Origin of the sequence: Ligilactobacillus salitolerans (assembly GCF_003864415.1) — a bacterium.
GTDB classification, from domain to species: domain Bacteria; phylum Bacillota; class Bacilli; order Lactobacillales; family Lactobacillaceae; genus Ligilactobacillus; species Ligilactobacillus salitolerans.
Genome location: NZ_BFFP01000019.1, coordinates 15,615 through 29,465 on the forward strand (window position 1 = coordinate 15,615; position 13,851 = coordinate 29,465).

19 protein-coding genes are annotated in these 13,851 nt (G+C 46.4%); 2 read left to right on the forward strand and 17 right to left on the reverse strand.

The window, feature by feature from the left end; translation table 11 throughout:
* Positions 1–59: 59 nt before the first annotated feature.
* From LFYK43_RS12975 to LFYK43_RS06445, 5 genes are all read right to left on the reverse strand, one after another.
* A complete protein-coding gene (locus LFYK43_RS12975) occupies positions 60–194 on the reverse strand; it encodes a hypothetical protein (protein ID WP_268226940.1) in 135 nt (44 codons plus the stop codon).
* Between the two features lie 106 nt (positions 195–300).
* Entirely contained in the window at positions 301–990 is a 690-nt protein-coding gene (locus LFYK43_RS06430) for an N-acetylmannosamine-6-phosphate 2-epimerase (protein ID WP_124976586.1), read from the reverse strand.
* Between the two features lie 32 nt (positions 991–1,022).
* Positions 1,023–1,760, reverse strand: a complete 738-nt coding sequence (locus LFYK43_RS12555; RefSeq protein ID WP_158609202.1) for a hypothetical protein — start codon at positions 1,758–1,760, stop codon at positions 1,023–1,025.
* Between the two features lie 237 nt (positions 1,761–1,997).
* Positions 1,998–2,657 carry a hypothetical protein gene (locus LFYK43_RS06440; RefSeq protein ID WP_124976590.1) on the reverse strand — a complete coding sequence of 220 codons (660 nt, stop codon included), beginning with the start codon at positions 2,655–2,657 and terminating at the stop codon, positions 1,998–2,000.
* A gap of 70 nt (positions 2,658–2,727) precedes the next feature.
* Positions 2,728–3,588 (reverse strand): arginase family protein, encoded by an 861-nt coding sequence (locus LFYK43_RS06445; protein WP_124976592.1) that lies wholly within the window; start codon positions 3,586–3,588, stop codon positions 2,728–2,730.
* 473 nt (positions 3,589–4,061) lie between these two features.
* On the opposite strand from LFYK43_RS06445, the gene LFYK43_RS06450 reads away from it, so the two are divergent.
* Entirely contained in the window at positions 4,062–4,352 is a 291-nt protein-coding gene (locus LFYK43_RS06450) for a hypothetical protein (protein ID WP_124976594.1), read from the forward strand.
* Between the two features lie 51 nt (positions 4,353–4,403).
* Here the strand turns inward: LFYK43_RS06450 and LFYK43_RS06455 are convergent, their stop codons facing one another.
* From LFYK43_RS06455 to LFYK43_RS06490, 9 genes are all read right to left on the reverse strand, one after another.
* Entirely contained in the window at positions 4,404–4,808 is a 405-nt protein-coding gene (locus LFYK43_RS06455; RefSeq protein WP_124976596.1) for an OsmC family protein, read from the reverse strand.
* Between the two features lie 13 nt (positions 4,809–4,821).
* Positions 4,822–5,649 carry an exodeoxyribonuclease III gene (locus tag LFYK43_RS06460; protein WP_124976598.1) on the reverse strand — a complete coding sequence of 276 codons (828 nt, stop codon included), beginning with the start codon at positions 5,647–5,649 and terminating at the stop codon, positions 4,822–4,824.
* Between the two features lie 329 nt (positions 5,650–5,978).
* A complete protein-coding gene (locus LFYK43_RS06465) occupies positions 5,979–6,203 on the reverse strand; it encodes a hypothetical protein (RefSeq protein WP_124976600.1) in 225 nt (74 codons plus the stop codon).
* 267 nt (positions 6,204–6,470) lie between these two features.
* Positions 6,471–6,902, reverse strand: coding sequence for a universal stress protein (locus tag LFYK43_RS06470; protein WP_124976602.1), 432 nt, complete (start codon positions 6,900–6,902; stop codon positions 6,471–6,473).
* 15 nt (positions 6,903–6,917) lie between these two features.
* A complete protein-coding gene (locus LFYK43_RS06475; protein WP_124976604.1) occupies positions 6,918–8,330 on the reverse strand; it encodes an amino acid permease in 1,413 nt (470 codons plus the stop codon).
* A 329-nt stretch (positions 8,331–8,659) separates the two neighbouring features.
* Positions 8,660–9,796: an NADH-dependent flavin oxidoreductase gene (locus LFYK43_RS06480; protein ID WP_124976606.1), complete on the reverse strand. Its 1,137-nt coding sequence runs from the start codon at positions 9,794–9,796 to the stop codon at positions 8,660–8,662.
* On the reverse strand, positions 9,789–9,923 hold the full coding sequence (locus LFYK43_RS12980; RefSeq protein ID WP_268226941.1) for a hypothetical protein: 135 nt from the start codon (positions 9,921–9,923) through the stop codon (positions 9,789–9,791). The genes LFYK43_RS06480 and LFYK43_RS12980 overlap by 8 nt, the downstream gene beginning before the upstream one ends.
* A gap of 69 nt (positions 9,924–9,992) precedes the next feature.
* Positions 9,993–10,382 (reverse strand): hypothetical protein, encoded by a 390-nt coding sequence (locus LFYK43_RS06485; RefSeq protein ID WP_229717984.1) that lies wholly within the window; start codon positions 10,380–10,382, stop codon positions 9,993–9,995.
* A complete protein-coding gene (locus LFYK43_RS06490; protein ID WP_124976610.1) occupies positions 10,379–11,143 on the reverse strand; it encodes a lipocalin-like domain-containing protein in 765 nt (254 codons plus the stop codon). Before LFYK43_RS06490 ends, LFYK43_RS06485 begins: the two co-directional genes overlap by 4 nt.
* Positions 11,144–11,254: 111 nt before the next feature.
* Between LFYK43_RS06490 and LFYK43_RS06495 the strand changes: the two genes are divergently transcribed.
* A complete protein-coding gene (locus LFYK43_RS06495; protein WP_124976612.1) occupies positions 11,255–11,791 on the forward strand; it encodes a TetR/AcrR family transcriptional regulator in 537 nt (178 codons plus the stop codon).
* A gap of 251 nt (positions 11,792–12,042) precedes the next feature.
* Here LFYK43_RS06495 and LFYK43_RS06500 read toward each other — a convergent pair whose 3' ends face one another.
* The 3 genes from LFYK43_RS06500 to LFYK43_RS06510 all read right to left on the reverse strand — a co-directional run bounded on the left by LFYK43_RS06500 (position 12,043) and on the right by LFYK43_RS06510 (position 13,678).
* Positions 12,043–12,321: a helix-turn-helix domain-containing protein gene (locus LFYK43_RS06500; protein WP_124976614.1), complete on the reverse strand. Its 279-nt coding sequence runs from the start codon at positions 12,319–12,321 to the stop codon at positions 12,043–12,045.
* 1 nt (position 12,322) lies between these two features.
* Positions 12,323–12,682: a type II toxin-antitoxin system RelE/ParE family toxin gene (locus LFYK43_RS06505; RefSeq protein ID WP_124976616.1), complete on the reverse strand. Its 360-nt coding sequence runs from the start codon at positions 12,680–12,682 to the stop codon at positions 12,323–12,325.
* Between the two features lie 129 nt (positions 12,683–12,811).
* Entirely contained in the window at positions 12,812–13,678 is an 867-nt protein-coding gene (locus tag LFYK43_RS06510) for an ATP-grasp domain-containing protein (RefSeq protein WP_229717985.1), read from the reverse strand.
* Positions 13,679–13,851 lie beyond the last annotated feature (173 nt).

Here is a 13,851-nt window from a genome sequence, read left to right on the forward strand (position 1 = left end):
AAATGAAAAACGCCCCTTCAGAAAAAATTCTGAAAGGACGCTGCCGCGCGGTACCACCTTTATTCAACTGGGATCTCCCAGTTGTCTCTAAGCTTCTGCTTGCTGCCAAAAGCCGCAGGTCGTAACGGTCCTGTTCCGGGGGCGTTGCTTGCACAACGCTCCAACTCTGAGCTCATCTTCACCCAAACTTCCAACGCGTGCTCCCACCTTTTCACGCTCTCTGTCAGCTGGTCACTTAGGCTACTCTTCTCTTCTGCGTTTTTTAATAATGATTTAATCATAACAGTATTTGCTTTAATGTCAATGTAATTTTTCAACAAATCGGGCAGTGATCTCCTGCGGCCGGGTGATGGCGCCTCCGACCACCAGTGCTGTCACGCCCATCTGCTGGATCTTGCGTGCCTGGGCGGGCGTGTGGATCTTGCCTTCCGCGATGACATCCAGCCCGTTTAGACACAGCTCCTTGATCAGCTGGTAGTCAGGATGATCCAAATGGCGGCTGTAATCGGTGTAACCGGCCAGAGTCGTCCCGACAAAATCAATCCCCAAGCGGCGGGCTGCCAGTCCTTCAGCTAAGTTGGAAATATCTGCCATCAACAGCTGCTTGGGATATTTTTCTTTGACCTGCCCGATAAATTCTGCCAAGGTCAGCCCATCGTGGCGTTGGCGCGCCGTGCAGTCCAGGGCAATCACCTCCGGCTTAACAGCCGCCAGCTCATCGATTTCCTGCATCGTGGGCGTGATATAGGGCGCTTCAGGCGGATAATCCCGTTTGATCAGGCCGATCACCGGCAGGTCCACGGCAGCTTTGATCTGGGCAATATCTCGCGCGGAATTCGCCCGGATCCCCACAGCACCGCCCTGCTTGGCGGCAAGCGCCAGCAAGGGCATAACTTGGCCTTGCTCCTGGTAAAGCGGCTCGCCTGGCAAAGCCTGACATGAAACGATCAAACCGCCTTGGACTTGGCGGATAAATTCATCTTTTTGCATGAAAAACGTCCTCCCATTTTCTGGTCCTTGACTCAGTAGTTATCATCTTGGTTAATATCGGTTGGAATCCCGGCATCTTTTTGCGCCAAAGCCAGTGACTGCGAGCGATAATAATGCATCTGGACCCAGATTCCAGCACCGCCAGCTTCAGTCAAGACGGGCATTTGCTGGCCGTTGACTTGGACTTGCGTCACGTAGTAAGAGGTTCCAGCGCCGGCGCTTTGATACCAACCTAGCAGATTGATAACTTGGACTGGTGCACCATCCTGGCTGATCGGCTTTTCGGTCAACGAAGAACCTGACAAAGCAACCCACTTGTCTTGTTTTTCTTGGTCCATCTTTTGACTTGGATCATTCAAAGCTGCCTGATCTTCAGAAGTCCGGACCGAGCCGTCGTAAGCATATTTAACTTCACCGTCCAGAGTAAATTTGTTGCCGGAAAAACTGATCGTCTTCAGCTTATTTTCATACTGATCCCAGCCATACCAAGTGCCCTGCATTTTTTGCGGAAACGGACTCTGTTTAAAGCCGCGATCGTCGCTGCCAGACTTATTAGCGCTGGAACTGGAGCTGGAACTGGAGCTGGAACTGGAACTGGAGCTGCTCGCCGAACTTGCGGCTTTGGCAGTTTTTTTGCTGGCAGAAGCGGCTTTTTTGGCAGAGTGAGGCTGCTCAGCTTTCTTTTGCTCCTGCCCCTGTTGCGAGCTGCAGCCAAATAATAGGACTGCCAAGCCCAAGATTCCCAGCGATCGAACCCAATTTTTCTTCATGAATGAACTCCCCCAAGTCACAATTTTGTTAACGTTTTAATCATAGTAATTAGACTAGTATCATGTCAAATTAACTAAATCTAGAATACTCTCTGAGCGGCTGAATGTTTGCCAAAACACCGGCAAATTCTCTGGTCTAAAGCGAACCTTTTTATGAGGTCAAGGCTGCTTTCAGCTTAGCTTTCAAATCAAAAAGGGCCAGCCATCGTTTGCCGATCGCCAGACCCTTTCAATTATTTATTTTTTCGTTTTCTTATGCAGCTGCATGTGCGGGTGCAAGTTCTTGCCGGTCGGCTGATCATCATCTGCGCCAAACAGGCTGTCCAAGAGGAACAAAAGATGCTTGTCCTCTTCTTCCAACTCCCCTTGCTGCTCTAAAATGTGCATTTCAGCGCGGGTCTGTTTCATATCTTCGAGTTCTTCAGGCGAGGCCCCTTCCAAAAATTCTTGTGCCGCGCCGCCTTCAGTCATTTTTTCGATTTTTTTGTCACTCCAAGCGTCAGGATTCAGTTGGCTGTCAACCAAATACAGATTAGCTTCAAATGCCCCTTTAATCAACGCTGCACTATTAGAGATCTGATTTTTCTCATGGTCAAGGAACGTGAAATAGTTAACCAAGATCGGGACGATCTGCCCCAAGAGAACATCATCCATGACAATATAAGCTGGGAAATAGCCCGCCAAAATATTTCGTGTCATTTCCCTCGTCCAGCGTTTAGGCATTCGGCCTTCTGCGACATATGCTCCGTTGACAAATGAGGAGATCACATACCCGATTTCTTCCAATTCAACTGTTTTTGCAAAAGGCAAGCCCAATTCAGATTCTGTGAAGTCTACGATATTCTTACTTGTTTCTTCCAACAAACGCTGCGCTGTTTTTTCGTTTGGCTGTTTCAACGATCCACACTTCCTTTAATTTCTTCTACTCTTAGAATAGCAGAATTATCACAGAGTTAATAGGTCTATTTTACTGAAAGATCGGCAACGTAGAGAGACCCTTTCTGAGCCGCAGCGCGTCCCAAGGCATGTGCTCGGCAATCGTCAGACCGACCAGATCGCTAAACCTGGAAACGTCCTCCAGTAATGCCAAGACCTGACTTAATTTCAAAGAGCCAATCGCTGCACCGAATTTAGCTATGTTCAACCCAGGCTCAGCGGGCAGGATCGCCCGGAAATCAGCTGGATCCAAGACATCCAAGTCAAAATGAACCGCGATATGTTTAAAACCGCTTTGCCTGATCCATTCCTTGACTGCGTTTCTATCCTCTTGCAGCTGTTTGGGTGTCAGATACTTTAAGTCCAACTCGCCGACCGCGGCATCCATTGGCCTCAATTGATCAGCACGCAATCCCGCTAAGAGTACCTCTGATGGCTTGAACGGATTTTCTATAGTCTGATTGAATTCAGGGGCCCCATGCTGCAACAGATTAGCCAAGACCATCTCATGCACATGATGCGAGTTGGCGGGCGCAGAAACATCTGGGTGGGCGTCCAGCCAGATCAAGCCCAGATCTTTTGGATATTTGCCATGCAAATAATCAAACGGGACCTCAGAAACTGAGCAGTCGCCACCCAGGGTGATGATCCGGGCAGGATCTTTAGCCGTTAAAACAGCTTTCGTTGCCGCAAACTGTTCTAAAAGCGTTTCTTGCGCGTCGACCTGACCATTGGAATGCGCTTCTTCGCTGATCGGGACGAAGATCGTCTCTGTGTCGGCCGAATAGCTCGGCGGAACGATGTGCGATAACAAACGTGCCCCAAAGCTGTAATCTTTATTCATGCCGCCTTGCCACTGCTGATTTACTATCCGGATCGTCTTTTCAGTCATAATCTTCCTCCATACTAACGGTTCTGTTTTATTTATATTAATGCGAAACGCTGCCACTGACAAGGATTTAACCACTGCCACTCAATAACAATAACTAAATTGTTATTGCAAAATAGTATAAATACTATTTCACAAAGAGTCGGCAACCCTTTATAATCAATTATGTTCAAAGATTCACAACTGATTTACGCGTATATCAGACCCTAGATAGTTTATTTGACGCAATTTAAATTTTTTAACTGTCGTAAACAAACTTGATAAATAACAATTATATTATTAAATTCACAGCTCTTAAACTGGAGGAATTATTTATGTTGCCTAAAAATTCATTTGCCTTTTTTGTCGATCAAGTGATCATCAATTTTCTCGTTTCTCTCAATATTTCAATGGCGATCAACATCTTACATGATGCCCCGTAGAACTTTGAGACACTCTTTAAGCCGACATTATACGGCTGGCTGATTGCCTTAGCGATGGCCTACATCTTGCCTTTGCCCAAAGCAGGGACCGCGCTGGCTAATTTTCTGCTGGGGAAGGACACCGCTTACGGAACCATGGTTGGGATCGTCACCATCAATGTTGTCACGATCGTTTTCATTTTGACGATGGTTTTCGGCGGCGTTTCACTGGCCTCCGTCATGGGCTGGCTTTCAGCACTGCCATTCACACTTTTGACCGGCATCGTAGTGGTCGGTTTGCTCAGCGGTCCAGTAACGCGTTTTGCATCAATTTTCAGACCAGCAGGTTCAGCCAAGCTTGACTGATCCATTAAAAAAGCCAGAAGAAATTTTTCTTCTGGCTTTTTTTGTTGAGTTTTAATCGACAAAAACTGCTTTTTCGCTGATAGTAATTTTTGGATCCAGCGACTGAACGACTGGACAATTTCGGTTGATCAGCCGCAGACAGCTCGTGGCCTTTTTTTGAAGGTCAGCTGGAACTTGCAAGTAAAAAGTCAGCTCGATCTCCTTTAACGGGTGTGCTTTGTTGTCAACTTCATCCCTGGTATATGCGACTTCAGCCTTCTTCATTTCAAAGGGGACCTTGGAATTTTCAAGGACCTCCTGGTAAACATATCCACCGCACGCAGCTGCCGCTGACGCCAACATTTGGACGGGCGAGTACCCTTGGTCCGCGCGTAAGGTCCAGTTAGCCGTTTCCTGCTGCAGTTCAAAATTACCGTCGTTAGCTGTTAAGGTGATAGTTTTTACATTCTCTGTCATAGTTCTTTACTCCTTACAAATCAAGCTCTAGGTAGATCGGGGTGTGATCTTGTCTAGTGCCGGAATCAACCATCTCAGACTTCACGACCTGATCTTTGATCCGTTCACTGACTAAATAATAGTCGATCCTCCAGCCTGAATTGTTGATCTTGCTGGTTTTGACCCGCTGGGCCCACCAAGAATAAGCTCCTTTGACGTCGCCGTGGATCAAACGGAAGCTGTCGCTAAAACCGCTAGCCAATAGTTTGGTAAAATCAGCCCGTTCTTCGTCAGTAAAACCTGCAGAGTGGTGGTTAGTTGCCGGATGCTTCAGGTCGATTTCAGTATGAGCGACATTAAAATCCCCCGAAGAAATGACTGGCTTCTTTTGGTCCAAAGACAGCAGGTATTCTTGGTACTTCTGATCCCAGATCTGCCGGTCGGATAACCGGACAAGCTCGTTCCCGGAATTAGGTGTGTAGACCTCGGTGACATAGCAGTTATCAAATTCCAAGGTCAAGATCCTGCCTTCTTGATCCATCGGAGCAGGAGCACCGATCTCAGGTGCAGTCACAACTGGCGTCAGCTCTTTTTTGTACAAAAACATGGTGCCGGCATACGATTTGCGCGCTGGTTCCTCTGAAGAACGCCACGCCAGCGCGTATTCCGGAAACAGCTCGTCCAGTGCAGCCAGGTGCTTCTTAGTCGGACCCTTGGCAGATAACTTTGTTTCTTGGATCGCGATCACGTCGGGCTCATAAGAATGAATGGTCTTAAGTACCTCCCGCGTCAGCTGCGCGCGGGCAGAATCGCTCGTTAAAGCGGCGTTTACAGAATCAATATTCCACGAAATTAATTTCACAGTCCTTCTCCTCTATCCAATAATTATTTTACTGCTTCAACTATACCATGAATTAACTGGAATGGACCTGGTTCCAGTCTCAAAAACTACAACGCCAGTTGCTTGCTTTGGCTGCTTCTGGCTAGCTGTGTCAAAGACCAGTTTTTTGTATCAAAGTTCGGTGGCGCTACCTTGGATTCTACTCTTCCATTTCTTGGTCCAAGAAGTACTGCCTTGGACCTTACTCTTCCATTTCTTGGTCCAAGAAGCACTGCCTTGGACCTTACTTTTTCATTTCTTGGTCCAAGAAGCACTGCCTTGGACCCTCGCCGAGATAGAAGCAGAGCTATCTAAGCGCACCAGTACCTCTTTTTTAAAACAACTGTAAGACTTGTCTTGAGCCCCACATCTACCAAAGTTGGGGCGCGAGTTGGAATCTCAAGCCCCACATCTGCCAAAGTTGGGGCTCGAGTTGAGATCTTGAGCCCCACATCTGCCAAAGTTGGGGCTCGAGTTGAGATCTTGAGCCCCACATCTGCCAAAGATGGGGCGCGAGTTGGAATCTTGAGCCCCACATCTGCCGAAGTTAGGGCTCGAGATTAGAAATAGGAAAAACAAAAGAACTGGGATATGTCGTTCACAGTTTGTCCATAGCATTTTTTCCAAACCATGTATGAGCGCACGATAGTTGCTTTCACTACTATAACCAACGTCAGCCGCGACTTCTTTACGATAAACAGGTTAGAGGCACTGTGCTGCATAAAAAAATGGATGCAGATATCAATCATCAATCTTCTGCATCCATTTTTTATGAAGACTATTTCGTCCCAGTCCCCTATTTTTTATTTGACGATCAGGACATCTGAATCCGAACGCCGGATCACGTAACTACTGTGTGAGCCGACCATGATATCCCGCAAGCCATTTAAACCTGTATTTCCGAGGATGATCAAGTCAATTTTGTGCTCTAGCGGATAATCCTTAGCCAGCACCGTTTTCGCGTTGCCAACCGGAGCTGCAGCTTCAACTTCGAGACCTAACTCCTTAGCCTGCGCAACATAATCTTGCAGCTGCTTAGCAGCCGTCTGTGCCATATCATTATAAAAATCCTGATTGACACCAAAACTTGAATCCATGCCGGCATCACGGTTAACCACGGAAACTAGATACAGTTTCGCGCTCAATGCCTTAGCCAGCTGCGAACCGATCTCAAAGGCTCTTTTTGAAGGGGATGACCCATCGATTCCGACCATGATCTTCTGATAGACACTCATCTGCTCAACCTCCCTTTACGCTTTGTTCATGACCGAATGTTTTCTACTATAACCAAAGTATACGCACAAGCCTAGCACCAGCCAAATGGCAAATCTGACCCAAGTCTCCCAATTGAGCCCAGCAATCAAAACTAGGCAGAAGACAATCGACAAAAGCGGGGTAAACGGAACGCCAGGTGCTTTAAAGCCGCGGTGCAAGTCCGGCTGTGTATGTCTCATCCACATTATACCAGCCGAAACTAATGTAAAGGCAGTTAAAGTCCCAATGTTGACCAGCTCGGACAAAATGTTCAAGTTGATCAAGCCGCCGGCGATCGCGGTGATAATCCCAAAGAACCAAGTTCCTTTATAGGGTGTTTGATATTTAGGATTGACTTCACCGAAGAATTTTGGAAACAAACCGTCACGCGACATCGAATAACTGATCCGCGACTGACCGTAAAGCTGCACCAAGATCACGGTGGTCATCCCCAGGATAGCCCCGACACTGACGATGATCGACAGCCATGTCTGGCCGGTTGCGTGCAAAATAGCTTGAATTGGCGCATTTAAGTATTTGTTAAAGACGGGATACTTGACAACACCGGTCATGATCAAAGTCATGCCAATGTAGAGCACTGTTGAAATCAGCAGTGAATATAAGATCCCCTTAGGCAAAGTCTTGCTTGGGTTGATCGTTTCTTCGGCACTGGACGAAACGGAATCAAAACCGATAAAGGAGAAGAACACGATCGAAGCTGCTGGAATGATCCCTGTGGCAGAACCATTGTGATGTGAATACCAGCCAAACGGTGAAAATGGGGTCCAGTTAGACTTATTAACGAACCAGACCGTGCAGACGATAAATAAAATAACAACGCCGAGCTTGACGATCACCATTGTATCATTCACACGCTTCGTCTGATTGATACCGACCGAGATCAGCCAAGTGATCAATAAGACGATCAAAAATGCCGGCAAATTAAAGACGGTCGAGACACCCGGAGTCGTTCCGGCAGCAGCTGTCAACGCCGTCGGAATATGGAGTCCAACACTGTTCAAGAGATCAACTAAGTAGCCTGACCACCCTACAGAAACCGTTGCGGCCGCCAATGCATATTCAAGGATCAAGTCCCAGCCAATGATAAAGGCGATCAATTCTCCAAATGCGATATACGAATATGTATAAGCTGATCCGGCAACAGGTGCCATTGAAGCAAATTCAGCGTAACATAAACCGGCAAACCCGCAACAGATCGCTGCGATCAGAAACGAGACCGACAAGGCGGGACCCGCTGTTAGGGCGCCTTTACCTGTTAAAACGAAGATCCCGGTCCCGATGATCGCGCCGATCCCCAAGAAAGTCAGATCCCAAGTTTTCAGAGTTCGTTTCAAGGGAGTGGCATTTTCAGTCAGCTTATTAATATCCTTTTTTCTAAATAAATCCATCTCTTTCACCTCACACCTTAGTATGAAATCAGATGTTAAAACAATTTTAACTAAATGTAAAGGAAAAACCATGGCTAAATTTCACCAATTTTTAATTCATCTATAATCAAGCCCTATTAAATCGGGCTTCAGCCCATGTAAAATAAAATAACATGTTTTTCAAAAAATCAACATTTGACAGGTTATTTACAACACCAGACATTATTTTCACTGGCTGGCTGCAAAAAAGCATTTTTTAGTGTCACTTTACTTAACACTAGTTGAATTTTAGCAAGAAAAAAACTGTCCTCCCAAAAAGAAAGAACAGTCAGTAAACTAGACCAATATCATTATTTGATATTTTTCGTCCACGGCAAATTGGCAGTCCCGCCAGTTGTCGCCCCGATCATCTGGAGAAATGTCGGCGTGATCCCCAGCTCATCTAATTCAGCTGAGGAAACATGGTAACGCAGTGCGCTTTCCTCACCCGCTTCGACCTTTTGGACCCATTTTGGCTCCCAGAGCAGCTCGTGTCCGAGTGCGACCAGATCATAACTCTCTGCCGCCTGCTGGGCTTGCTGCGGTGTCTTGATCCCGCCAACTACGATCTGCGGCAAAGCACCATTCAATTCATCTTTGATCTGCTCATTGATGAATTCAGCTTTTTGAGGCTCTCTCTGGGATTTTTGCCAGACATCGCCTTGTGAGACATGAAGGTAATCCAACTTAGTTTGTTTTAGTTCATGTACCAAAGCCAAGGTATCAGCAACCGTGATCCCCGGCTCTTCCAGTTCCTCCGGTGAGATCCGGTAGCCTAACAAGAATGGGTGCTTGCTGTATTTTTCGATCGTCTGAGCCGCTTCGTTGACCACGGCTAACGGAAATTTCATCCGTTTTTGCAGCGAACCGCCCCATTCATCATCGCGCCGGTTAGAATGTGGGGAAAAGAACTGCTGGATCAGGTAGGTATTTGCCCCATGGAGCTCGACACCATCGAAACCAGCGGCGATCGCGCGCCGTGTTGCAGCTCCGAAGTCTTTGATCGTCTGTAAAATCTCTTCAGCACTCAAAGCCCTGGGCGTTTCATAGCCTGGACGTGGGGCTGCCACCGTGCTGGCATTGACCGGCTGGCGTCCGCGCAAGATTTTAGAATTGGTCATCCTTCCTGCACTAAAGATCTGCAAAATCGCCTTAGTCCCGCCTTGTTTCATGGCGGCAGCCAATTTCTCCAGCTGCGGCAGGCACTTGTCATCTGCAACACTCAGCTCGCCTTCAAAGCCCTTGCCCAGAGCATTGACGTTAGCGACACCGGTGATAAACATGCCGACCCCGCCGGCACGCTTGGCGTAATAGGCGATCTCGTCGCTGGTAACGACCCCGTCTTCAAAGGACATCCGCTCTGTCATTGGCGGGATCACGACCCGATTCTTGAGAGTGACAGCTTTATTTGCAAAAGTAAAAGGTTCTAAAAATTTGTAGTTAGGCAATTGAATAGCGCTCCTTTTTAGTAGTTAAATTGGCTTCACGGTACGACTGAATATCCGCTTTGTCAAACATAACAATCGCGCCTGATCTGAAAGAAGCTGCTAGACCAATTAAAAAAAGCCGTTCCATTCAGTCTCAATAATGACTGCTGTAACGACTTTCTTGCCTATGACAAAAACGGCAAAGGTCATTTCTTGCTTATGCATTTTCCATCTTGTCTTTGACCGTCAATCCCAGATAAATGAATTCATAGATCATCTCACCTTTTCTGGAAATGGCAGTTTGACCATCTTGATATTCCATCTGCCCAAGCGCAAAGTTGCGTGTGGTCGACGGATGAAGGCCCTTCAATTTCAGAAATAAGCTAATGAGCTTAGGAACACCAGCTGCGGCATCCCGAGCTTCCAGTTCATTTTGTTGACTGAGAGTGTACTTCAGCTGCTTATCTCCCTGGCTAAACTCATATTCGATCACTTTCGGGTAAATCTTGCCCGACAATTTTTCTTGGTATTCTTGGATGAAGCGGCACTTCGGCGCGTGCAGATCTTCCATCAGTAATTTGCCGGTGTTATCCTGCAAGAACATCATCGGCAGCCGCTGGTAACCGAATTTTTTTGCGCGCCAATATCGAAGATCACCAGCGTATAATCGCCAAAATCCTGCCGTCCCCACAACCAGTGATCCCAAGATGTATTATGAGCCATGTTGCCCCACTGATGATCATGATAGCCGGCGCCGGTCACACTGTGCTCCTCTCCAGCATAAAACAAAGTACCCGTCACTTTGCCGCGCGGGACTGCACAGAGCCAAGTAAAATAACCAGCCTCGTCAGCGCCAAATGTGAAGCCGCCCGCACCCGGCCGCCACGGCTGCGAAGTACTGGTCAAGGTCAAGTCTGCTCCAACATTAGAAGCTGACCCACTTCCGCCAGCACCGTCTGATCCATTAACCCCGCCGGTCGGCGCCACGTGGATCTGATATTCTTTCAGATTGCCCTCGACAAAATGCGGTCCGAAGTGGACATCACAGCGGTCAGACCCAAAGCGTGCGTCTGCTTTGGTCAAGATCACATTATCCTTGTAAGTTTGCCCGTCCGGTGCGGTAATTTTGATCACGACCGAGGGAATGGTCCCATCCTTGCTGATCGTCCGGTTATCTTTGGTATTAAAATGGATCACGGCTTTACTCCCATCATCCAAAATCATATCAAAGTACCACCATTCATACACACCAGCACGATCATCATCGCGCTTGCCATCTTCCCAGGCTGAAATTTTCCCTTTAGTCGTCCCCATTCTAGTGTAATCTTTAGGCTGATCCATGACCCGCGCCGGAATTGTTTTTGCCATCACTCTCACTCCGCTTCCAAGTTTTACCCCTATTTTATCTGCCGGTCGCTTGTGATACAATATGTTTCACTGAAACAAAAAAGGCACATTCGTTGCACTAGGAGGTTGCCCATGAATCACGGACAGTTAGAAAATAAAAGGGTCAAAGAACAAATCATCACAGCCTACTTTGACTTGCTCGCACAAAAATCACCAGGATCGATCACTGTGACTGAGATCATCAAGAAAGCCGGGGTCGCGCGCACATCATACTACCGTAATTTTTATCAGCAAGACGACATCGTCGAATACTATCTCAAATTGCTGACAGAACGTTTGCCGCAACCGACCGATGATATCATGACCTATCAAAACGCACTGCAAGGCTTTACCAACACGCTGCATGCCGTCCGCAGCGAGAAAAAACAATTTCTGCTGCTCTATCAGACCGGATATTCCCAGCTGCTGCAAGCTTTCCTCTTGGATAATATTTTTGCCATTGCTGGAGATATGACAGTCGCTGATCCAGAGATCTACCGGCTTTATTTTGTCACTGGCGCTGTCTATAACCTGTTAATTGCCTGGCTGGAACGCGACACCCGTGAAACTCCGGAAAAACTGGCAGCCATCGCTGCGGATTACCTGACCAACGGAGTTTTGGAAAAATAAGTAAACTTGCAAATTTTAGAAATTCAAAACTAAAAACCCCTTATAATTAAGAACGAGTTTTGATTAATATGCTTAAATGTTTAATAATACTCTGACTAGGCTAAGAGAGTATAAATGTCCCTTTTTTTCAAATTGCATTGAGAACCTCAAGCAAAATATGTTTCAAGTAGCGCAATTCAATCCTATAAAGAAAAGCGCCAGTTTCAAAAATTCCGAAACTAACGCTCTCGACGTTGGAACATCTCTATACCTTAAGTGAATTCAACTTTGAGTTTTTTCCCAAGTGCAAAGGCAATCTTACTCATGGTATCGAAACTAGTATTCTGGCCGTTTTCAATCCGTGCAATTGTTGACTGTGGAACATTTGCCCGCTCTGCCAGGTCACGTTGTGTCAAACCAGCGCGTTCACGCTCGTTCATCAGCGCAACCGCACTCTCAAGTTTGGCAGATTCAGCATTAAAGCCTGCCTTGAATTCAGGGTCTTTAAGTTGCTCAGTGAGATAATTGTCAAAAGGAATGTTTTTTGCCATCTTACTTACCTCCCAAATTATCGTAGTATTCTGTCCTGAGTGCTTTAGCATGATTAAGCTCAGACACCGGTGTCTTCTGGGTCTTCTTCGTAAAACCATGCGTGATCACATAATGCGGACCATCAACATGAAAATACAAACCGCGTTGGATATTCGAGCCTGTTGTTCGGAGCTCAAAAATACCATCTGAGATTTTTTTGACCCACATTTGGCGTATCGCCACTTGCAACCCAAACTTCTGCGTCTTAGCGATCACAGCAACCATTCTCTGCTTCTCCACCAGCTTCAAACTGTCTAAAAATTCTTGGAATTCATTGTGTCCGCTTGGACGTGTATAAAACTCGAACTTAGGATTTTCCATAAAGTAAGTATACACCTAGTTAGCCAAAATATCAATATATGCTATCAAGATGCCTAAAAATCGTGTAATTACATTTCAGAACTGAAAGACATACTACTTTGCAGTAACACCCCCCTTTGTTACCACTTTTTACTTTGCATGATCACCTAGACGAGAATAGAACAACTCCGGCGGGCAGCCTTGTAGCCCTGAAACCTGACCATCCCCGATCTCCATAATAGTCAGTGTACCATCGACCAGCCTGGCAAAATCAATAGTAATAAATGGAGAATCTATGCCACCTGCTTGTTGCGCAATAAACTCCTGGTCAACATCAGACAATAAAACTGGGTCATCCGTCCAGTAGTTATAAATCGAAAAAAGCTTGTTTCGCCAATAATAGACGCGGTATTCTTCATAAATTGGTTCAGAATGAAAATACCCAATTTTCTTAAACTGAACAAAATCACGTAAGACAACGCCTCCAACTAAAAAGTCACCCTGACGCTCAATAAAGTTATGGATCACTGCTAGTGCCTTTTCTTGGTCACGCGTATCGGGGATAAAGAAAGCGGAATCCCATTCATTTTTCCTGCTCTTCACAAAATCCTTGACAGTGACCGGACCATTAAATTTGCCTAACAAATTCAACAATGATTTATCGTCCAGCTTTGTAGTCCAGCGGGCTGTGAGAGTATGTGGATGATCTGCCCAATTTGGCAACAGGTGTGCCGCGGTATATGCAGCAAAGTCAGTAATCATAGCTCCGCCTCTGGCCCCGATACCATCAGCCAAGCATTTATACTGCTCTGGTCGCAACATCCAGCCTCGATATATGACTTGACCTAATTTACCCAGAAAATCAGTTATGGTGACCTTACCTTTTTCAATTAAAGTATCCAAATCAATAATAGCAGTTTGAAAATACGCTTTGGCAGCCCGCCGCTCAGCTGCGTAATCAGGATCAACTCGCTGCCGATCAAGCGGATCCGCTGGAAACAATATTGTGACAGACATTTAAGACCCCCCTATTCGTATCATCGGATATTGACCCGATTTTTTACACAGAAAAACCCGCGAATAACTAGACTTCACGTCCAATTATCGGCGGGATTTTTGGCGAGAAGCAACATATCTTCTCGCAAACCATATTCCATTGTATCTTCCGAACATGCTGTCAAATCAGTGTT